At 44.9% G+C, this 21,629-nt stretch carries 15 protein-coding genes; 12 read left to right on the top strand and 3 right to left on the bottom strand.

Annotation, left to right across the window (positions count from 1 at the left end; genetic code table 11):
• Positions 1–4: 4 nt before the first annotated feature.
• Together FCL46_RS03335 and FCL46_RS03330 are read left to right on the top strand one after the other, a co-directional pair.
• On the top strand, positions 5–1,477 hold the full coding sequence (locus tag FCL46_RS03335) for a RimK family protein (protein WP_136810120.1): 1,473 nt from the start codon (positions 5–7) through the stop codon (positions 1,475–1,477).
• The gene (locus FCL46_RS03330) at positions 1,470–2,702 is read left to right on the top strand and encodes a carboxylate-amine ligase (protein WP_136810121.1); all 1,233 of its coding nucleotides are present in this window, start codon (positions 1,470–1,472) and stop codon (positions 2,700–2,702) included. The genes FCL46_RS03335 and FCL46_RS03330 overlap by 8 nt, the downstream gene beginning before the upstream one ends.
• A gap of 39 nt (positions 2,703–2,741) precedes the next feature.
• Here the strand turns inward: FCL46_RS03330 and FCL46_RS03325 are convergent, their stop codons facing one another.
• The gene (locus FCL46_RS03325; protein ID WP_136810122.1) at positions 2,742–3,866 is read right to left on the bottom strand and encodes a succinylglutamate desuccinylase/aspartoacylase family protein; all 1,125 of its coding nucleotides are present in this window, start codon (positions 3,864–3,866) and stop codon (positions 2,742–2,744) included.
• A gap of 412 nt (positions 3,867–4,278) precedes the next feature.
• On the opposite strand from FCL46_RS03325, the gene FCL46_RS03320 reads away from it, so the two are divergent.
• From FCL46_RS03320 to FCL46_RS03290, 7 genes are all read left to right on the top strand, one after another.
• On the top strand, positions 4,279–4,710 hold the full coding sequence (locus FCL46_RS03320; protein WP_167506055.1) for a universal stress protein: 432 nt from the start codon (positions 4,279–4,281) through the stop codon (positions 4,708–4,710).
• Between the two features lie 290 nt (positions 4,711–5,000).
• Complete coding sequence (locus tag FCL46_RS03315) at positions 5,001–5,759, top strand: protein-L-isoaspartate(D-aspartate) O-methyltransferase (protein ID WP_136810124.1); 759 nt, start codon at positions 5,001–5,003, stop codon at positions 5,757–5,759.
• Positions 5,756–8,155, top strand: coding sequence for a spermidine synthase family protein (locus FCL46_RS03310; RefSeq protein ID WP_136810125.1), 2,400 nt, complete (start codon positions 5,756–5,758; stop codon positions 8,153–8,155). Before FCL46_RS03315 ends, FCL46_RS03310 begins: the two co-directional genes overlap by 4 nt.
• A gap of 250 nt (positions 8,156–8,405) precedes the next feature.
• Complete coding sequence (locus FCL46_RS03305) at positions 8,406–9,437, top strand: M28 family peptidase (RefSeq protein ID WP_217909557.1); 1,032 nt, start codon at positions 8,406–8,408, stop codon at positions 9,435–9,437.
• Positions 9,438–9,778: 341 nt separating this feature from the next.
• Complete coding sequence (locus FCL46_RS03300; protein ID WP_136810126.1) at positions 9,779–10,228, top strand: CBS domain-containing protein; 450 nt, start codon at positions 9,779–9,781, stop codon at positions 10,226–10,228.
• Between the two features lie 62 nt (positions 10,229–10,290).
• A complete protein-coding gene (locus FCL46_RS03295; RefSeq protein WP_136810127.1) occupies positions 10,291–11,061 on the top strand; it encodes a hypothetical protein in 771 nt (256 codons plus the stop codon).
• Between the two features lie 130 nt (positions 11,062–11,191).
• Positions 11,192–13,054 (top strand): Clp1/GlmU family protein, encoded by a 1,863-nt coding sequence (locus tag FCL46_RS03290; RefSeq protein ID WP_136810128.1) that lies wholly within the window; start codon positions 11,192–11,194, stop codon positions 13,052–13,054.
• Positions 13,055–13,481: 427 nt separating this feature from the next.
• Here FCL46_RS03290 and FCL46_RS03285 read toward each other — a convergent pair whose 3' ends face one another.
• The gene (locus tag FCL46_RS03285; protein ID WP_136810871.1) at positions 13,482–14,531 is read right to left on the bottom strand and encodes an IS630 family transposase; all 1,050 of its coding nucleotides are present in this window, start codon (positions 14,529–14,531) and stop codon (positions 13,482–13,484) included.
• A gap of 279 nt (positions 14,532–14,810) precedes the next feature.
• Between FCL46_RS03285 and FCL46_RS03280 the strand changes: the two genes are divergently transcribed.
• From FCL46_RS03280 to FCL46_RS03270, 3 genes are all read left to right on the top strand, one after another.
• Positions 14,811–17,177, top strand: coding sequence for a hypothetical protein (locus FCL46_RS03280; RefSeq protein WP_136810277.1), 2,367 nt, complete (start codon positions 14,811–14,813; stop codon positions 17,175–17,177).
• A gap of 873 nt (positions 17,178–18,050) precedes the next feature.
• A complete protein-coding gene (locus FCL46_RS03275) occupies positions 18,051–18,455 on the top strand; it encodes an IS3 family transposase (protein WP_136810276.1) in 405 nt (134 codons plus the stop codon).
• A gap of 230 nt (positions 18,456–18,685) precedes the next feature.
• A complete protein-coding gene (locus FCL46_RS03270) occupies positions 18,686–19,240 on the top strand; it encodes an acyloxyacyl hydrolase (protein WP_136810275.1) in 555 nt (184 codons plus the stop codon).
• 135 nt (positions 19,241–19,375) lie between these two features.
• Here the strand turns inward: FCL46_RS03270 and FCL46_RS03265 are convergent, their stop codons facing one another.
• Positions 19,376–20,146 (bottom strand): DUF2279 domain-containing protein, encoded by a 771-nt coding sequence (locus FCL46_RS03265; RefSeq protein WP_176371582.1) that lies wholly within the window; start codon positions 20,144–20,146, stop codon positions 19,376–19,378.
• Positions 20,147–21,629 lie beyond the last annotated feature (1,483 nt).

Here is a 21,629-nt window from a genome sequence, read left to right as displayed (position 1 = left end):
TCTGGTGTCTATACTTGTCGTTATTGAAAATCCGGAAGAGTGTCCTCTTCAACTGACCGGAGTTGAGACAGTCGCAGCGAGGACATACCTGACTGACAGCTCTTTTGCAGCTATGAAAGGCGTAAAGGTTTTCAACATTTGTAAATCATACCGATATCAGAGTATCGGCTATTATGTTTCTCTGCTTGCTGAAGCAAGAAGTCACAAATCCATTCCTAGTACTACGACAATTCAGGATATGAAATCCATGGGAATTGTCAGACTAATTTCCAGCGAACTGGATGATCTTCTCCAGAAGACATTCGCCAAAGAAGAAAAAAAGAAGGTCTCATTCAATATATATTTTGGCAATACCCCTGAAAAGCGACATGAAACTCTGGCCACTGCCATATTCAAATATTTCCCTACACCATTTCTTCGTGCAGATTTTTCACCGGCCAATCAATGGCAGTTGCAAAACATATCGCCGCTAGCGGTTCGAGATATCCCTGAAGCTGAGCTGGTCTTTGCAGACACCGTCGCATCAGCCTACTTTGCAGGGAAAAAATTGGTTATCCCTAAGCGTGCTGTATCCCGTTGGGATCTTGCAATATTACAAAACCCTGCAGAAGCACGACCTCCATCAGACTCCAGGGCTATAAAGTTATTGATAAAAGCTGCAGAATCACAAGGGTTTGGCGTAGAGCTTATAACCAAAGATGATTCGAATCGATTATCTGAATTTGACGGACTTTTCATACGGGAAACGACCAATGTCGACCACCATACCTATCGAATTGCCAGAAAAGCTGCAGCAGAAGGTCTGGTGGTTATTGATGATCCGGTATCTATTCTGCGCTGTTCCAACAAAGTCTACCTGGCTGAGTTGCTATCCCGCTATAAGGTCCCTATCCCTAGAACCCTGACTCTGCACAGTAAAAATATTTCGCAAGCGCTGGCGGAGTTGAGCCTCCCATGCATTCTGAAAGAACCCGATTCCTCTTTTTCTCAGGGGGTTATACAGGTCAAAGACAGAGATCGCCTCATGGAAGAGGCCAGACGTATGTTGAAAAAATCTGACCTTGTGATTGCCCAGGAGTTCATGCCCACAGATTACGACTGGCGTATCGGTGTTCTCGACGGCCGCCCTTTGTATGCGTGCAAATATCACATGGCCAAAAAGCACTGGCAGATAATCAGCACAGACAGCAAGGGAAAAGATACTTTTGGCAAGTGCGAGACATTTCCGGTGGCTCATGTTCCGAAAACAGTCATCAATACAGCCGTAAAAGCAGCAAAATTGATCGGAAACGGGCTCTACGGTGTTGACCTGAAACAGGTCGGCAACAAAGTCGTGGTTATCGAGGTAAACGACAACCCCAATCTTGACGCCGGCATTGAAGACAGCATTCTCGGAGAAGAACTCTACCTTCGAATCGTAGATACCTTTCGGCAGCGTATTGAAGAGAGAGTCAAGGGAGGACGACACATTGAGTAACTGGAAATTGCTGGATGCCATTGGCGTCGAACTCGAATACATGATCGTTCATCGTGACACACTTGATATCTATCCTGTGGCAGATAAGCTGATAGAAAAAGTGGCTGGTGCTATTGAGGGTGAGATCGAGTTTGGAGATATCGCCTGGTCTAATGAGCTTGTACTCCATGTCATAGAAATTAAAACCAATGGCCCGGTGCCCTCACTCAATGATGTATATAAACGGTTTTCAGAACATATCGACAAACTGAACACGCTTCTCGCCGATTTTAATGGCTGTCTGATGCCGACTGCGGCCCACCCCTGGATGGACCCGTTGCTTGAAACACGACTCTGGCCCCATGAATGCGGTCCAATTTATCAGGCATACAACCGAATTTTCGATTGTCGCGGACACGGCTGGTCGAATCTGCAGAGCACCCATCTCAATCTGTCATTTGACGGAGACGAAGAGTTTAGCAGGCTCCATTCGGCAATTCGACTGCTTATGCCTATCATGCCTGCACTGACAGCTTCATCGCCCATACTCGACGGCAAAGCAGGTACTCATCTCGATAGCCGGATGAAGTATTACTGTACAAATTCAGCAAGGGTGCCCCAGGTTTCAGGTAAAATCATCCCTGAAGGTGTTTTTTCTCATGCTGAATATGAGAACCGGATTTTTCGACCTATGTACGAGGCTATCTCCAGCCTCGATCCGGAAAACATTCTGGCACATGAATTTTTGAATGCCCGGGGGGCAATAGCACGCTTTGATCGTGGTGCAATTGAAATCAGGGTTCTTGATATTCAGGAAACCCCTGTGGCTGACCTTGCCACCACTCAACTGATCATTTCAGCAGTTAAACTCCTGACAGAAAAAGGAGAAGCAGATCGTAAAAGCCAGATGAAGTGGGACGTTGATCCGCTATCCACAATCTTTCAGGATGTGATTAAGTATGGAGACCAGGCCGTAATCAGCGATTCCGCCTATCTCTCGTTATTGGGCCTTGGCTCCGAAAAGATGGGGGTTATGGAGGTTTGGCAGCATCTGGCAATGAGCTGCACGGATAAAAACCAGTGGGATAGTGCTTTTAACAAACCACTGGAAATCATATTCAATCACGGCCCATTAGCACGCCGCATCGAAAAGACTGTTGCAGGCGACTACCGCAAGGAACACTTGAAAGGCGTTTATTCCAGGCTATGTGACTGCCTGTCAACGCATCAGATGTTCTTACCTTGAGATAGTCTCCTGGCGGGTGTTCTCGGACACCCTCCCAGGTTATACGGTGAGAAGACTTTCCTCCGGGTCGCGTAACGCTTCTTTCCCTGCAATTTTTGCGAGTACCCTGCCGGGTCTCGCAAACCTGTCATAATTTCGGCTAAAAAGCACGCCATCGGTCTTACATCTGACCGCAAGCACAGGACTCTCGCCTTTCTTCGGTAAAGGGTTGATAATTTCTGCAACGACATCGTTACGTGTAACGTACTCACCCGGTTCTTTGAGAAATACAACCACACCAGGGGCTTCAGCCTTGATGTAATCAACCCCTGTCAACGGAGTCGCCTCATTCAGAAGTTGTGGCAACTGCGGTGCTGCCCCTTCAACAACCTTTCTGCGCTGTAAAAATGAGATAATATTCCTGGCATCCTGCAATGCAACGCGATGATCAGTATCCGCTATTCCACGTAACTCGATCGTTGCAGAGAGGCATGCGCTCGGAATAGAATGAGCCGGAAATCTTTTGGCAAGGTCCCACCAGAGGCGGCTGCAAGCCTCATCAAAAGGATCACCACCAGATTTTTCAGCAAGCAGCGTCACCTCAGCACCCATTTGAGCAGCAAGATCCGCTCCCTCCGGCCAGAGTGGCGTCCCCATGTATACATGCATTATGGCATCATAATCACAGTGTAGATCGAGCACAATATCGGCATCATGAGCCAAGCTGAAGAGAATTTTCTTAAGGGCCCCCGCCTCATCTGCAGGATGCACTTCTTTAAGAACATCAGCTGTGCATTTCCGTATGATAGCAATATTTATATCGGCATCATCACCCAGGAGAGATTCAGCTCTGGCAGCAATCTTCTCTGTCAGATTAAGATGCTGACGATTAAAATTTACTGAATTTGCAAAATCAAATCGCCCCTGCAGGAATTCATCGCGCCATTGACCTAATCCGATTGGATTGGCAACAGGCACAAGAACTATCTCACCAAGCACATCTAATGAATCAAGGAGCTGTTCAAGATGATGCGCGACAAGAAACCCGGGAGCCTCATCTGCATGCAGTCCAGCTTGAATGTACACCTTTGGACCTTTTCCCGGCATACCGTAGCGCATTACTCTCAATGACCTGCCAGCCCCCGGGCTTGCTATCGGCAAGTCTATATTTTCAATACTTTTCATTACAATATCTCATTTAACTGGTTGTTCAGTTGACAGTAATTGTGGCTGGAAATAGTATTATTTGCCTGCCACTTTTCAGATTATCTGATTGCCGAAAGACAGACTACTGTTAACTTTTCAATCCTCTCACATTGAACACTCCGAAATATTGGAGAAAAGAGTTGTTCCCGAACAATCTCGCCAATATCACCTAGTCAATAATTATCAGGTAGCTCAACAAAATAATTCTTGAATGATGCAATCACTTTAATCTGGCTTTTCTACTATTACAATTGGAGACGTTGCCGAAAGGGTCCACATACACTCCGCACATATTTCAAGTTAGGCTAATAAAGTGCTATAATGGTATTCAAGATAGTCATGCGAAAAAAAACACATTCGCATGTTCCATTCCTACCTAAGGAGGCCTCTCATGAAGATATCAAAAATTCTCCTCCCCTTTGACAACTCTGTCCACTCTGTAAACGCCACGAAGTACGCGCTTGAATTGGCAAAACTCTGTAAGGCTCATGTCACCATTGTCTATTGCTATGAAGAATGGGATTCGAACCTGTCAGAAATTCCCGAAGCATTGATTAATGACATTAGAGCAAACAAGAAAAGAGATGCTGAGCTCACATTGAAAAAGGCCGAGGGTATATTCGAAAATCAAGGCGTTGAGTATTCACTTGAAACTGTTGCCGGAGAACCAGGTCACGTATTGGCTCATCGATCGAAATCAAAAATGTATGATCTGATAATTATGGGATCACACGGGCACTCTGATATTGCCGGCCTGTTCCTTGGCAGCGTTACCCATAAGGTGCTCAATACTATTTACTGCCCGGTTATGGTTGTTCCTTAATCGGATCAACGGACTGCAGGATTCGCCAGTTTGACTGCAGAACGATACAGTAAATATTGAACGTTGCTATACCTTTGCCCGTATCATGGCCCTGTATTCTCGACAACTAAAACAGGAGACATTCCGGTAAGGCATTCGTGTGCTAAAGACAATCCAGATGAAACGATCCGGGAGGATCAACAGAAAATTTCATCTGGATGTCTGGATCGATTTCAATAGAAAATGCAATTCCAAGCAAATGCCCCATGATCACCTGGCAGGCAAGTTAAATCTGCCACAGGGAGGTACGTATGAGCCAAATCAGGCAGATCGTTATCATACATCCCAGAGGCCTCATTACTCTACTTTTTATAATCATCGCTGTTATTCTTCAGCACCTGCTTTTCGTAAGGTGCATTTCGGCATCAGATTTCCCCAAAGGTACTTTGGATAAAGAGATGCGGAAAATGCTTGCCACAATTGAATCCCATGGCATGAAAGACACAACGGTACTCAAGGCCATGGCCTCAGTACCCAGACATATGTTTGTTCCTGAAAAATACCGGAAATTCAGTTATCACGATTCCCCTCTTGGAATCGGTTTCGGCCAGACTATTTCACAGCCGTATATTGTTGCTGAGATGACCCGCCTACTCAAACTTACTCCTGACTCCAAAGTGCTTGAGATTGGTACAGGATCGGGCTATCAGGCAGCAGTGCTCTCGGAACTAAGTAAACATGTGTACAGTATCGAAATAGTGAAACCTTTACTTGAGCATGCCAGGAAAAACCTTGCCGCTGCCGGCTACACAGATGTCAAACTGCGCTACGGTGACGGCTACCATGGCTGGCCGGAAGCCGCACCCTTTTCTGCCATTGTAGTCACCTGCGCAGCAGGCCATATCCCTCCCCCGTTGCTGGAACAACTTGCGATCGGTGGACGTATGGTCATTCCCGTCGGTAAGCGTTTTGGCACCCAGTATCTCATCCTGGTGACAAAAAACTTGGATGGAGCAATCTCCAGCAGAAATATTCTGCCTGTCCGTTTTGTGCCTCTGGTACGAAAATGACGGATACTGGTAAGTGGCCCCTGCGGCTTGCTGTTTTCTTTGCATCAATGGTGATCATCGTCGTCGAGTTGGCATTGATGCGTGAACTTGCACTCAGGTTCTGGGAAAACCTTGCCTGGCTTGCCATAAGTATAGCTTTACTCGGATTTGGTGTCAGCGGCACAGTGCTGATTCTGACGCATCACTTCTTTCGAGTGAGCAGGCAGACGCTTCAGTGCTTTGCTCTGACAGGGCTTGGCCTGAGCCTACCGGCCAGTGTCTGGCTCGCCGATTGTATAGAGGTAAATCTGGTCCAGATGGTATGGCAACCAACGATGATATGGAGTATCGGGGCACTGGAGATGGTTCTGGCTATCCCGTTTCTGTTTGGTGGCATGTTTATCGGCCTTGCGTTGGAAGATCAGCCCAACAGAGTCGGCGGCCATTATGCTGCGAGTTTTCTTGGTTCAGCAGCCGGTGGCATTATCGCACTGCCTCTCATGTTCCTGGCCTCTCCCCGGCTGCTTATCTTGCTAGGCGGCTGTACAGCCATGCTCATGGCACTGCTTTTTGTGCGGCGGGCTATCCAGGTTGCGATCTGGAGCATATCGGTTCTGCTGCTGACAATACTGTTGCTGCTTGCCCCGAATCACCCACGAATTTCGGACGAAAAAGACATAGTACAGATAAGAGGCATCGCTGACAGCAAGACAGTAGCCAGGAAATACAGTCCACAGGGCCTGATTGAATTGGTGGATTCACCAGCCTACCACACGGCACCAGGTCTGGCCTTGAATTATTCCCGGGCTGTACCGCCCCAGACATTAATCGTCATCGATGGTCAGCTTGTAGGTAGCCTCTACAGAACGACATCTGTTAGAGATTTTGCTTTCATGGATTACACCACACTGGCTCTTCCCTATGCCATTGGCAGTTTTACCCAGGTCCTGATAGACCATGATGCCGGAGCCGATCAAGTTGGATTAGCACTCTTTCATAAAGTCAATGAGGTCACAGCAGTTACCGGCAACAGTCAATTATCAGATCTCCTCAACAGCTTTTCACCTGGAAACGGCATAAATATCTATGCTACTGAACAGGTTTCACTCACTGTCGGAACCTTACGGGAACAGCTGCAAAAACACGAAATGCATTACCCACTTATTGTTCTGCCCACAGTCGGTTCGGATACTGCTGGTCTGGCCGCTACAGAGCCGGACCATCGCATAACCGTTGAAACTATGCGCCACTGCTTTTCGTATCTTAGTGAGGGGGGACTGCTGACCGTCAGCACCACTATTCACCTGCCGCCCCGTGAAAGCATGCGTCTTCTCAATATGCTGATTGAGGTTCTGCAGCAAAGCGGCCGCATGCCGGCTACTCATCTCGCCATAATTCGAAACTGGGCAACGCTTACCATTGTGGCTTCCGAATCCCCCCTGGCTGATTATCAGTTGGCAGCTATCCGCGCATTTTGCCTCAAACGTGGGTTTGATCTTGTCTGGTTGCCGGATCTTAAGGCGGATGAGACAAACAGGTTTCATTTACTTGATCATGATGCCTACTATCACGCTGCCCTATCCCTTCTGGGGGTGGATCGAAACCGTTTTGTTGAGAACTATCTGTATGATCTCTCTATCCCCGATGACAATACGCCGTTTTTCAGTCATTTCAGCCGTTGGCCAAGAGTTGATCAACAGACCAGGCAGCTGGGCCGATATGGTCGGACCTATGCCGAAATAGGTTCAGTGCTGCTCGCTGCTGCCTTGGTCCAGGCATTCATTCTTGCCGGGGTCTTTATTGTACTGCCCCTCATCCCGGTAATCGGACTACCCGGAAGGGGCATAGAACAGGTAACCGTTCTGGGATTTTTCAGTTCAATAGGATTCGGCTTTATGCTGCTAGAGATTGGCCTGCTCCAAAGATTGACAGTGTATCTTGCGCATCCAGTCTGGGCTGCAGCAACTGTTATCTCAGGATTCATGCTCTTTGGAGGTTTGGGCAGCAGTATAAGTTCGACATTGCACAAACAGTTGGTTATGAGACACTTAGGAGTAATCGCCGCTGTTGCTGGAATAAGTGGTATTTTGATTCTTGTAATTGATATGATTCTTGTATTCACTGAAGGGTTCGGATTATCCGGGCGGATTTCTATTGCATATCTGCTCATTGCTCCTCTGGCGATGGCCATGGGAATGGCGTTTCCACTGGGCATGAAACGGCTGGGTACCAGCCAGCCGCAGCTCATTCCATGGGCCTGGAGTGCTAACGGTTTTACTTCTGTTCTGGCAACGCTATGCGCCCCGATTATTGCCATGCAGTGGGGATTCAACCTGGTTGTCTGGTCAGCCATTGTCTGCTACGGCCTGGCTGCGTGGTTCAGTCTGAAACTGCCGGATAAATATAGAATCGAATAGGATAGGATAGGATAGGATAGGATAGGCGGATTCATAATTGCGTACGATTGGAAGTATTCTCTACACTGATTACCAAGGAGGCTGTCCGAGATTGCTCTTCCGCTTCATATCGTCGTTATGCTGAAAAAATAATTCTGCAGGTAAGCGAAGACTCCGATATTATACATATGGCTGTGCTTATTTTTCCTGCATGCCTAGATCTGAGACGAAATTTCTATTCTCGGACGGCCTCCTTGTGTGGGATTGAAAAATGAAACGTAGAACGCATCCCCATAAAAACCGGCAATGGTTGATGACCCTATGTTGGCTCATTATTCTTACACTGGTGCTTCTTATGTGCAGCCTCTTTGCTTTTACTCAAATGCCCGGTAGCTCCTTCCGCGGCCCGTTGCCTGAGTTAACAGCCCAGGAACGCCTTAGCGCCGAGCGACTGTCAGCCCATGTCCACGTTTTAGCAGATGACATAGGCCCCCGTAATATCTGGACGCCTCCTTCAATGGACAGCACAGTCAGCTATATCGAGAAAGTATTGAGTAATATTGGCTATGCCGTAAGAACACAGGAGTTTAACGAGTATGATGTCATTTCTCTCAACCTTGAAGTAGAAATCCCCGGCAGTCTTCACCCAGACGAAATTGTGGTGATAGGAGCCCATTATGACACAGTTGCTCACTGTCCGGGAGCAAATGATAATGGTTCAGGTGTCGCTGCTCTTCTGGAGCTGGCTCGTCTGCTGGTTGAAAGCCGCCCTGATAGAACAATCCGTCTGGTGGCCTTTGCCAATGAAGAGCCTCCATTTTTTTTCAGCAAGTCCATGGGAAGTCGCCACTATGCCAGACGGTCACGCGAAGGTCATGAGAACATTACAGGTATGCTTACGTTAGAAACCATGGGTTCCTACAGCGATGAACCAGGTAGTCAGCATTACCCTTTTCCTTTCTCCTATTTCTACCCTGATTCAGCTAATTTTGTTGCCTTTGTCGGGAATATCAAATCCCGTAATCTTGTTCGGCAGGCCATCTCCGCCTTCCGCTCCCATGCCAGATTTCCGGCAGAGGGATTGGCGGGACCATTTTTTATCACCGGCCTGGGTTGGTCTGATCACTGGTCTTTCTGGCAGGAAGGCTACCCGGCCATCATGGTTACAGACACCGCTTTCTTCCGCTACAACGCCTATCACACAAAAGCAGACACAGCTGAGAAACTCGACTATGAGCGACTGGCCCGTGTAGTAAGCGGTCTTGTCCCTACCATTCTGGATTTAGCCGGAGCAGAACCATAAGTATGGTTTTTGCCTCTCAGCGATTGATTGTGCTATAATTTGATAGGCGCTGAGAGATTTTCGACAAGCTGTATGTCAGATCTTTAACCGGGAGCTTGTTCGATAATAGCAATTTTCGCTCAGATCAAGGCAAACTCGCAAAATTACCGGAGGCATATAATCGATATTCCGAGGATAATTTTTCGAGTTTAACGAAGATATGGGTGGAAAGGGCATTGTCGGACAGTTCATCTCAACCCTCTTCCTCACTATCGTATCTACCTGCTGTTACCGGAAGTATCAGTTCCAGATCAACAGCCAGAGGTTATTGGGATGAGTTATCATCCACAAAGGAGGAAACCATGAGTGTTGGAGAAATTTGCAATCGGAACGTGGTTTTTATTTATCGGGAAGGTTCCATTCGTGAAGCAGCTCTACTCATGCGGAAACATCATGTTGGCGATGTTGTGGTTGTAGAAAAAAAGGAGGAAGAGCTTATTCCGATCGGCATTCTGACTGACCGTGATATCGTGCTTGAGCTTACCGCTGAGGATGTCGATTTAAACTCGGTCACTGTTGGAGACGTCATGAGCTTTGAACTGGTAGTCGCCAGGGAAGAGGATGATGTTCTGGACACAATCAAGAAAATGCGCAGCAAGGGGATTCGGCGTATACCGATAGTAAACAATCATAACGGACTGGAAGGAATTCTCACGGTAGACGACCTGATAGAGCTGCTATCTGAGCAGTTGATGGATCTCACACAAATCATCGCAGGAGGCCAGGATAAGGAATACCAAAAACGGCCATGAGTCATCGTAAGTCATAGAGTGTTTTTCGAGTTAATCATAGCAATGCGAGGAGCCTGAAAGATATGCCCCTGACTCAAAGACGCAAGGAAGGAAAATTCTATTTTGCTGTGGAGCAGCATAGTCCGGATCTTCCTGGTGCCGAAGTGGATATCAGTGTCTTTTTCTCCCATGAAGGCGACGGGGTTCCGCTATTGCGGCGAGTGCTCTATTTTGATGAACAAACTGAAGAGCATGTTGACAACTTCTGTAGGGCATTTGCCCATAATGAACACTACAGAAAAATCTGTCTCACCGAAACCGCACACTGGTGCAGGGTCGCCCATCTCTATGAAATAAATGCCGGTATCATGTGCGATGATGAAGACTTTACCCCGCAAGAATTAGAAAAAAGGTCTGAGCAACTGTTTCATATCCTGCGAAGGGACATTACGGAGATTGAAAACCACCCCCTGTACACGAAGGAAATGGCACGAATATCCAAACGTGAGGAAACAGCTCTTAGCCGGACACTTGGGCTGCTGACCAGTGTCCCGAGAGTTCAAATTGCCTCTGCCTGCCAGGGTTCTTCTTTACTCGAAATGAATGACCTGCAAATCTTTCTTCCCTACTGCCATGAACCGCATGCTGTTATTCATTTTACCTCGCTACCGCCCACGTTTCTGCAATACCTGCAAAGCGGACCGCTTGGACAGCAGCACATAGCCCTGTTTGAACCGAACGGGATACGTGCGTTGCGGGTTGTACATAATCGATCATTTATCAGTCTGCTTACAAATACAACCTTTTCGTACCTTAAAAAACACAGGCTCCTGAGGCCATCCACCCTGGTCTGAGAGTCTGTCCGAGAATAAGGATTTTGTTAAAATCGAGACATTTTCAAAAAACACATCCAACTGGCAGGGCAGTATTTCCGCACTGACAGCCCAACTTCAGCCATACAGGAAAATCCTGTTGTGGGGTGAGATGGGTACTGGCAAATCAACTCTCGCGATCGATATACTTCAACGGTTGAGCAGTCAGCGTCAAGCCTGCCGACTCCTTGAACTGGACATCGGTACACCACCGTTCGGCGTCCCCGGTGCCCCGTGTATTGGACGTATAGAAAATACGCAACTCATCTGGGACAATATGCTCCCGCTCTGCACCTTAAACAGTGTCCGGTTTCGCCTGCCATTAATCATTGCTGCCGGGAAATTGTTATTAACGGCCCAATCCCTCTCTAAAGAACCGACACTGCTGATCGACCCTCCGGGGGTAGTCAGGGGTGTTGGCGGGGCGGAATTGCTGACATCCCTTGCAGAATTTCTTAAAATCGATGCAATACTCGTCCTGTGTAAAACTCCTGATATCCCTCTTAAAGCTGAGCTTTCTGCACTATCAATACCGTTTATCCCTATAGCTGCCCCGTTCGCAGCGAAAAGACCGACAAAGACAGAGAGAGCGAAGTGGAGAACCCGGTTATGGGATAACTTTCTTCGGCAGGCAAAGGTTGAGGAGTACGACCTTCGGTTACTGAATCATATCGGCACCCCTCCTCCCTGCGATGTACCAGACGAGTGGCGGGGTAAACAGATCGCGCTACTGGATACGGCAGGTGAACCGGTCGGCGTGGGCGAAGCACTTGAACTGGTTGATAATATTTTAACAGCTAACATTGTGATAAGCAGCACAGCTCAGGCAAAAACATTGCTGATACGTGATACAGTGCGCAACGCAACTGGACACCTCGCGACTATCACACCTGTTATGCCTACCCGTAGGCATAAACATGTTCCAGCCGATATGGGCATACGGTATTTGGCAACTGACCATCACAGCCCGCCTCTTTCATGCCATACAGGAGCTGTCTGGGCGACTCTGATCGGTGGGGTTTTCGGGGATCCGTTACTGCATGTGCGTTTTCGCAACAAGAAGAGAAGCTTTCTTTTTGATCTCGGTGCTCCGGCTCGCTTACAGGCAAAGATTGCCCATCAGGTTGAAGCTGTATTTCTCAGCCATACTCATCTTGACCATATTGGTGGTTTCATCTGGTTTCTACGTTCGCGACTTGGCCCTTTCGGTCCGTGCAGGATTTTCGGCCCTGAAGGTACAATTGAGCGCCTTGAACATTTTATCGAGGCGATCACCTGGGATCGAATCGCTGATCTTGGACCGATCTTTGACATTACGGAGATACGCAATGGGGAACTCGTACTGGCGCGGCTGCAACCCGGCAGAAAGTCTGTATTTCTTGAAAGAAAAGTGTCAGAAAACAACATAATCATGACAGACGACACCCTCAACGTTCGGGCTGAAATCTGTGATCACAAAATCCCCTCAATAGCCTATGCACTCGAACTTGTGCAGAGGCTCAGTATCAGAAAGGAACGATTACACCAGCTGAACCTGCCAGCTGGTCCCTGGCTGGGGCATCTGAAGCAGTGTATTGCAACACAAGACCTGGCGGCCCCCATTCTTCTACCCAACGGATCAACACGTCCAGCTAAAGAACTGGCAGAGGAACTGGTTATTGTCAAACCCGGTAAAAAACTGGTTTATGCAGCCGATATGGCTGATAATCAAGAGAACCGAAACAAAATGGTCAATCTGGCCCGTGGTGCTCACACCCTCTTTTGCGAGGCGGCCTTTGCCAATGCCGACAAGGATAAAGCTACAGCTACCCAACACCTCACAACCATTGCAACCGCTCAGATTGCACGATCTGCCGGAGTCATGCAGCTTGTTCCCTTTCACTTCTCAAAACGGTATGAGCTTAAGCCACAACTCCTCTATGAAGAGATCTGTGCAGAAGCTGGAAACATCCGTGTTATCGGTGCGCAATTTTAACCGAAAAAAAAAGAAGATAAAGCCATTGAGGTGGTCAAATAACTGCATATCAACATGTGCTATGATTCTCCCATTGAGTTGGCAATTGAGAACGACATCCAGACTTTTGATCCAGGCATAGTAATAACCGTACAAAATTAAGCCTGGCTTTGAAGCTGTATGCAATACAAGCCTACATAAGTGCTCTCAACAATTCCTCATATTTCTATTCGAGAAGCTCATTGACGAAGTCAACACTATGGAAAAATCTAATATCGCTTCTTGAATGAGTATTTACCTTTTGCTAAGAAAATTACGTCCTATTGAAGCATTGAAATTCAGAACTAAAGTCGCCAGCCCAATTAAAGGATCTCGTCCTATTACGAGTTTTCCTGAGCAATCAACCGCTATTCATATCTCGCTGACTATGCCAGACCTGTTGCCTCTATTAAGCCGGTCGTTGATTGCCCGACATTAGAATGTACTTTGTCCATGGGTGCCTAAAGAATGATTTGACCTTTTCAGGAAGCCTCTGCAAGGACCGCATAATGCTCTCAACTCTTTTAAACAAATCAAAACCGTTCTTGGTGCATTGCCGACCAATTTTATGATTTTTAAGGTAATTCCAAACATGTTCATCAGGATTGAGTTCGGGAGAATAAGGTGGCAAAAAGAACAGACGAAGCTTTCCTGCTCTACTCTTAACAAACTCTCGTACTTCCTTGGATCTGTGAACTGAATGGTTGTCCAAAATCAAAAATACAGGCCGATTTGCCTTATAAAGCAAACGTTTCAAAAACTCTATAAAGACAGTAGCAGTGACATTCCCATCTGTGCTCATGAATCGCATAGTCCCTCTCGGGCTGATCGCAGAAACAAGGTTCACTTTATGCCGAGAGGCAGTAGTTTTGACAGTTGGTGTCTTCCCAACTGGTGCCCAAGTTGTGCCAGAATGATAATCAGATCGAACAGAGGACTCATCCCCAAAGAAGATCTCAGCATTCTGTTCTTTCGCCAGCTTGCGAATAGCAGGATAGTCTTCTGCCATCCATTTATAGACAGAAAGCTCGTCTCGTTGAATAGCCCTATGTGTGGGACGTTGAGGACTCAATCCCATCTTCTTGAGCAGGCGACCTACAGAGACCTCACTCAACTTGACTTTAAACTCACGCCAAATAAGCTCACGAACCATATCCCGCGTCCACAGGGCAAATTCGAATTTGAGTTGGCGTGGGTCAACACCAACCACAAGACGATAAATTTTCTTAAGTTGGCTACCGTTCAGCTTTGGCGTTTTACCTGGTGCCTTACGGCGTCGAAGAGCATCTATGCCACCTTCTCTGTACTTTGCAAGCCATTCGTAAATCTGGGATCTAGTAAACCCGAGTGCCTTAATAACGACTTCTGGACTTTCACCGGCTTCAACGCGTTGCACAGCCCTAATGCGAATTGCTTCAAGGGCCTTTCTGTCAATTTTTCTTCCGTCAGTATTTTTCATACGCTGAGTATAACAAATGTCGGCTAATCAATGCACGTCTTAATAAAAAGCATTCAATGTCATCCAAAACTTCTCCATAAATAAAAATTTCTTACACTTCATAAATTCATAAAAAACATAACGTTGCCGTCAGGATCATTGCGTATGCACATTAATTAAGATACATTGCACGCGATAAACTATATCGGGTATGTGCTTGTTATTTTATTAATTCAACGAAATTCATCACAGCCATATTAGAAAAATTCATTAGCTATCCGGAAAAGAAGAGGAGTATACATGCGAAGAATAGCCATTCATTTCATTGTAGTATTAATGCTGCTAATATTGCCTACTATTTCTCAGGCAGCAGAGCAAACAGCAACAGGCAGTTACCTTTACAACTCATCAGACAATACTCTTACAGTATCCATTCTAGAATCTTCATTTATCTGCGATGGCCCCATTCCCGGCGATGAATATTCCATGATAGATGTTTCCATCACCCAGTCTGATATTACCTGGACAGAAATTGAAGATGGCGAATCTGATATCATGACCTGGCAAAGAACTTCTGCTGAGACAGGTGGTATCATTGGTGAGTGGTCCCGTACTCACAATGACGAACAGGAAACACTCAAGTTCCTGAGTGGAAACCAGGTTGAAATTATTGGTGGTGATAGTGAGCAATGCCCTGAAGGAACAGGCACCCATACAGCAAGTGGAACCTACACATATAATCCTGGTGCTGCATCCGACCAGTTAACAGTGGATTTCACCTCATCTGATTTTTCCTGTGAAGGTCCTGAAATTGGGACAGAATCTTTTACTGTAGCTACTCTGACAGAGACATACATGACCTGGGACATGGCTCCAGGAGAAGGTCAAATGGAATTATTCCGAGAATCTGGTGTTGCAGGTATCATTACTGGTACATGGCGAATGGAGGATAAAGGGAATATTTATACTGTTACAATAAATAATGACGGAACATTTACAATCGTTGGTCAAATTTATCAATGTGACAATGAGGGAGAACCTGATGGAGCATATATCTCAACCAACCATTTCGAATCTTCCTACTGGGTTGACATCAGAGTTGTAGATCAGCAGGGCACTATCACCGGAGTTACAGTAGAAGGAACCGGAATAACAACACCAATACAACTTACTTCTGAAAACCCTGAAAACACACGATGGGTGAGTTGGCAGGATTATAATTCTGAACTGCATTTTGATAATGGTCTACCGACAGAACTTCCAAGTTACACTGTCACTATCGCAAGAGGTTCTGAGAATACAGTTGAAACACTCGACGTTACCGGATTTTTAACTGAGTTCCCCCAGCCAGTCGCACCTGCAGTTGATGCCAACCTTGATAATCTCCAGGATTTTTCATGGGAAGGGCTCGGCCAGGGATACCAATATTCTATCTGGATATACTCTGATAATGGAGACTTTATCTGGGAAAACAATCAAATCGAAGGGACCACTGTAAGCTATACAGGACCAGACCTGGAGTCTGGTTCATATAGTTACAACCTCCAGGTAAATGGACCAGATGGAAACGGATCCTTTATCCGGGTGCCATTTACTATTGGTTCCGGCGTAGAGCTCCTTTTTGCTAATGGTTCATACGCCCCAAATACTCAAACTCTAACAATCGAATCTTCAGATTATCTCTGTGATGGACCACTTGCCGGCGAGCAGTTCAGTGCTGGCAATATCACAGAGACATCAATGACTTTAATGAGTCTCAGCGCTACAGGATATCCACTTGAGTGGGTACGGGAATCTGGTACAGCAGGTAACATTACAGGCACCTGGACATTAGTTGTGGAAAGTTCAGTTATACTTATCGTACATCCAGACTACTCCTTTACACTCGAAGGTAATAAACCTGAATGCCACGATATTGAGGCATACGTCTGGTCCAACAATTATGACGGGCAATACGCGATACAGATGGAGATCAATGATCCAGACAATAAACTCATCAGTGTGAGTGTTCTAGAAGAAGGCGTAACAATTCCGGTAAATCTCTACCATGATGAGCAAGCCAACCAATGGGTATCATGGAGCGATACAGGAATTGAACTGTTTGTTTTCGGTGCAACTCATCCTGACCCACCACTCAATTACACATTGAAATTTACCTGGCAAAATGGTGAAAACTTCACTCGAGACTTTACCGTTACCAATTTTATTGAACATGTAGCAGTACCAGTATTTCCTCTTCCAGGTACATATATTAATGCGTTAACTGAAATATCATGGACAAGAGATATTGCCATTGCAGATAACACTATCTCTGTTGATCTTTATGATAATACCGGAGTAAAAATATGGAGAGCACGGGATATCCATAGTAATCTGGTAGTATATACTGGCCCCTCTCTGGTGAATGGCAAATATAAATACAGAATTAAGGTCTGGGACGATCAGGGGAATAGCTCGAAAATAAAAGTGCCTTTCCACATTGGTGCTCCGAAAGGTGATCTTAATGGCAACTATAAACTAGATGTCGTCGATGCCATACTTGCACTCAAAGTACTAACGGGCCAGGATACTGGAGTCATTACTTCTGAGACATTACTGGATGGTGATACGAAAGTAGGTATAGGTGAAGCCATTTACATTATAAAAGAGATAAGTAACATTCAGTAGAATCAGACATAACATCCTGTGTGCTACCTTCTATTTATCAGTAGCAGGAGCACGCAGGATGCAATAGCTTCCCCCCCCCTTTCCAGCAATCAGTCTTTCACCTTTCATGACTCCCCTCCACATTTGTCGTAATAGCACCCAGTTTTCCAACATTTTTTTTCGTGAAGATAATAGAGTAAATCCACTAGCAATTGCGGTAAGCGGTGCAACTGTCACAAGGACAAGACTTGCTGATCAGGGTTTTAAGAATCTCTGCTGCCATTTAGATCAGATTGAACGTATTGGCAAGAGTAATGCCCTATGTATAAAGACCATAAGCATGATGAGGAATTCACCGGAATACGCAGTTTGATCTCTTTCCAAACAAAGGTAGTTGATATATCACAAGCTAAACATTGCTACATACAAGACAGCCGACTTCGTAAGATATTCGACTGGTGATTAAATCCTGTCTTCAAGCAGTAATGTGGTAGGAATTTGATAGACACTTTCTTAAGAGTGAAACAACAATTCTTGACCAAACGAAAAAGACGTAACTAAAAAAATAATCAAAAAAAAGAAACTGTAAAGGCGGTCATAGGTCAGGGCTAATCCGTAGCTGAGGTCCCACCGAAATATAGGCGTAAATGCAAATCTACTTGGTCGTTCGAAGAAGGAATCAACATCGGCCGGAATCATGGCATCCATGCAAGCTGAATTCAAACGCCTAAAAAAGGAAAACAAGGAACTCAAGATGGATCTAGAGACCTTAAACAAGGCAGCGGCCTCTTCTTCGAAGTCTCGTGCCTCACTTACCAGCAAAAAACAAGGGTTAGGTACCAATTTATTGATACCGAGAAGAAGGTTTATCCAATTTCCCTGTTATGCGAGGTAATGAGCATCAGTCGTAGTGGCCTTATCTATTGGAACTCTAGAAATAAATCCGAGCGAGAGAAAGATCGTGAGCGACTGATTCCCAAGGTAAAAATGATACATAAAGAAGTCAGAGGAGCGTATGGGGCTCGGCGATTATCAGAAGAATTAACAAATAAAGGTGAGAACTGCGGCAGAACCAAAGTTTCTACACTGATGCAATTGGCAAATATGGCAGCAATGATTTTCAACAGTAGGAGACGGCATTCATATCTTGGCTATCTCAGCCCAAATGATTTTGAAAAAATTATGGCGTTGAAAAGTCCGCCAAAGAAAAGTGTCCTCTTTTACTTGACCACTTCATACACACTCGATTCACGGATACACACCTCCTTACCTCATGTTGTTTTCAAACAAACTACTTAATGAAAAGTCCACTACTGCATCAGAGTATCTATTCAAAAATACATAATTCAACAGAGAGGCACATATCATTACATGTTTTTTAACCTCCTAATTATCCATCAAAAAGAAATTGAAATCACTCCATCGCGGTGATAGGATTATTGCGTAAGCTTGAGAGTTATCTCTTGCCAGAGTGAAGAACCTACATTTCCTTGGAATATCGATCTAAATAATTGAAAACGGAGGGGCATTTGAAAAAATACATGCTATATATCCCAGTTTCCTTGATATTGTTAAATCCTATTGATGTTATCGCCGAAGAGGTGAGCCAACAAAATGAATCAACTATAATTTCGGAGGTTAGAGTAGGATTATCTAAACATGATAGCAAGGAAAAGCATGAAGATGGTTTCGACGTGAATGCAGATTTATATTTTACCTCTCCTTCCAATAGCTTCTTTAGAGCTATATATTCACCTCACCCTATCATTGGAGTTTCTTTGCATTCTGAAGGGATAACACACCAACTCTACGCTGGACTTGCATGGAATATTAAGCCGACCGAAAATATCTTTTTAACAATTATGCTGGGTGGAGGCATTCACTCAGGAGAGTTGGAAAGTGATGATCCGGACAAGCTAAGACTTGGATCAAGAGCACTCTTTAGGTATGCAGGCAGCATCGGCTATCGTTTTTCTGATTCCTGGAACATTTCAGTTATCTTAGACCATATGTCTAATGCCAGCCTTGCAGATTCAAACAACGGTCTCGAAAAAGTTGGAATACAACTGGGATATATTTTTTGAGCAGAAAAGAAACTGCATGGAATGATAGAAGTTATCCTAAGAATAGGATCACTTCTATCGCCAAAATACTTTTGATCTTCAAAATGTTACTTTTAACGACCAATATGCAACCTAGCTAGAATAAGACAGATTTTTCTAAATCTCACTATCAGCCCGCACCGTAGTGTTGGGAATCTGAAAATGTTCAAAAAACAATCGACCTCCATTTTTCCATTCTGATTCGAAGTTGTCTCGACGGCCGAAGAGTAATTCATTAAAATTTAAGCCTACTCCAACAAATGCATGTTGTGTCCGATCAATTCCATCCATCTTCTCAGCATCTGAAAACCCACGGGAATAGTAACCTGTTTGAAACTCAAGATAACGTAATGGAGTCTCCTGAAGTCTTTTAAATCCAGAGAGTTTAAAGGCAAAGAGGTATTTTTGACCGGCATAATCGGAAAATGGTTTGAATCCTTTATACCCAGAGGGCTCATACTCTAATCTGAAATCAATGAAATCATGAACAGTCGGGTATACAGTTCTGGCATATGCCAACCCCGTTCCCAACATATTCATTACAACATCTTCTTTAGAGAAACCATGATCATTTGAAAAACCATCAAACGCTTCGACGTATAACATGACTATTTGAGAGGTTATAGCCGCGTTTAACCCAGCTCTATATGGTGTACGCCCTTTTCGGATGAGCCTGTCAGCAAGTAAATTTGTTATCGCATAACTGGTAAATGCATGACCTAATTTATCAGCCCCTCCCGACCCGGTATCAGAGTCAAACCACCCCTCAGAGTTTATACGAAAAGAATTACTGCTTCCCCAATCCCAACTGGTCAATCCAAGGACTGTGACACCACCAAAAATTGCTCCTGATTCCCATTTGGTTGCGAGTAAATCCTCTGTCCACATTGAGAATTGGTAACTTTCCTCGGCTTGGATTGGCATGCTCTTGCAGATTAGAACTAGACAAACAAGCATAAAGCATAATGATTTTTTTAGTTTAAACATGAAATGCCCTTTTTAAAATTAGTCGTTTAGAAGGGCGATCATGGAGATATCATTTTGCTCACAATAATGCCTTTTCAAAATTGGTCGTAGATGAAATCCACTCATTTCAACCTCGATCCATTTACAGCTCTAATCCCAATCCAGATAATGAAACCAAAAAACAGCAACTGAACCCAAAGAAGAACAAGTTGGCCAATAGCGCTTTCCCTGCCCCGTTATTGCTGCTGTCATCAAGGATATAAATTGTAGATATTTAAACGCAACAATCTCGCCAAAGACCATAGCCGATTAAAAGTGCACATACAACATCATTCTTTATCAATTCAACAAATTACAGAATATACTTTCATATAATATTCCCTTTGAAATGTATCTAAAAGAAATTGTTGAATATGGACGAATATGATTTGAATAGCTCAACACACTGCAATAAAGGTCAGTTCCTTAATCACCCCTTCGTTAAATCGAACTGAAGGTGTGCACAAGTTCACTCATTGCGGCCAGACTGTCTTACTCTTCGACGTCAGTCATATGTTAGTACAGTGCAGTTCCCTTAGGGCTTGCTGGTCCTTCCCTAAAAATGTAGACAACTCACTAAGCCACTGTCATGAAACCAACAAGAGGATATAATGAGTATTCAACAAAGGCGAGAATACGACCCTGAATTCCAAAAGAATGCTGTGCTGCTCACTAATGAAACAGCGCACTGGTCATTGATGTATCTGAGAGTCTTGGAAGAAAAATAGATATTCTCTCTCGGTGTGGACAACAATTTCGCAATAATTGGAATATTGTTTTTTCCCGGTCATGCCAAAATGGCTCTCACTTTATAGTAGGAACTGATTTGAGAACTTGAGAAAAAGCTGAAAGACGCTGAGCTGGAAAGAGATATTATATAAAAGGCTATGGCATCTTCCATAGAACATTGAAATGAAATACTAATTCATTAAAGATAACCGTAACTCGTTACCGGTGATGAAGATGTGCCAGGCTTTCAATACATGCGGAAACGGCTGCTATAGATGGGTGAAAGCACCATGTTCTCAACGAAAACGCGCGAATAAACAAAGCAGGAAACGTATCTAAAAGCTCTTAAAAAAACATAAAAGCAAGCAGTCCCATGATTACCGCTGAAATGCGAGATGAGGGGAATTTGCTTCAGTGAGTAAAAACAGAGTGACAAAGCATATGCATGCCATGGTTTTACGCTGTAAAGCAACAATGAAATTCGTTGTAACAACAGGCTCCAAATATAACCAACCGGTTGCTCCAAATATTTTGAACCCACAATTCCCAGTTTCAAAACCAAACACTGTCTGGGTAGGTGACATTACATATCTCAAGGTCGGTCGGGAATGACAGTATTTAACTGCATTTATAGATT

Origin of the sequence: Desulfosediminicola flagellatus (assembly GCF_005116655.2) — a bacterium.
GTDB classification, from domain to species: domain Bacteria; phylum Desulfobacterota; class Desulfobulbia; order Desulfobulbales; family Desulfocapsaceae; genus Desulfopila; species Desulfopila flagellata.
Note: the sequence above shows the minus strand (reverse complement) of the source record. Positions and strands in the feature narration are given on the sequence as shown.

Excerpts from the sequence above, each read along its gene's own strand:
- FCL46_RS03325 (WP_136810122.1), bottom strand. The coding sequence starts at position 3,866 with ATGAAAAGTATTGAAAATATAGACTTGCCGATAGCAAGCCCGGGGGCT.
- FCL46_RS03285 (WP_136810871.1), bottom strand. The coding sequence starts at position 14,531 with ATGAAAAATACTGACGGAAGAAAAATTGACAGAAAGGCCCTTGAAGCA.
- FCL46_RS03290 (WP_136810128.1), top strand. The coding sequence starts at position 11,192 with ATGGGTACTGGCAAATCAACTCTCGCGATCGATATACTTCAACGGTTG.
- FCL46_RS03305 (WP_217909557.1), top strand. The coding sequence starts at position 8,406 with ATGAAACGTAGAACGCATCCCCATAAAAACCGGCAATGGTTGATGACC.
- FCL46_RS03320 (WP_167506055.1), top strand. The coding sequence starts at position 4,279 with ATGAAGATATCAAAAATTCTCCTCCCCTTTGACAACTCTGTCCACTCT.
- FCL46_RS03310 (WP_136810125.1), top strand. The coding sequence starts at position 5,756 with ATGACGGATACTGGTAAGTGGCCCCTGCGGCTTGCTGTTTTCTTTGCA.
- FCL46_RS03315 (WP_136810124.1), top strand. The coding sequence starts at position 5,001 with ATGAGCCAAATCAGGCAGATCGTTATCATACATCCCAGAGGCCTCATT.
- FCL46_RS03300 (WP_136810126.1), top strand. The coding sequence starts at position 9,779 with ATGAGTGTTGGAGAAATTTGCAATCGGAACGTGGTTTTTATTTATCGG.
- FCL46_RS03265 (WP_176371582.1), bottom strand. The coding sequence starts at position 20,146 with ATGTGGACAGAGGATTTACTCGCAACCAAATGGGAATCAGGAGCAATT.
- FCL46_RS03280 (WP_136810277.1), top strand. The coding sequence starts at position 14,811 with ATGCGAAGAATAGCCATTCATTTCATTGTAGTATTAATGCTGCTAATA.
- FCL46_RS03295 (WP_136810127.1), top strand. The coding sequence starts at position 10,291 with ATGCCCCTGACTCAAAGACGCAAGGAAGGAAAATTCTATTTTGCTGTG.
- FCL46_RS03275 (WP_136810276.1), top strand. The coding sequence starts at position 18,051 with ATGAGCATCAGTCGTAGTGGCCTTATCTATTGGAACTCTAGAAATAAA.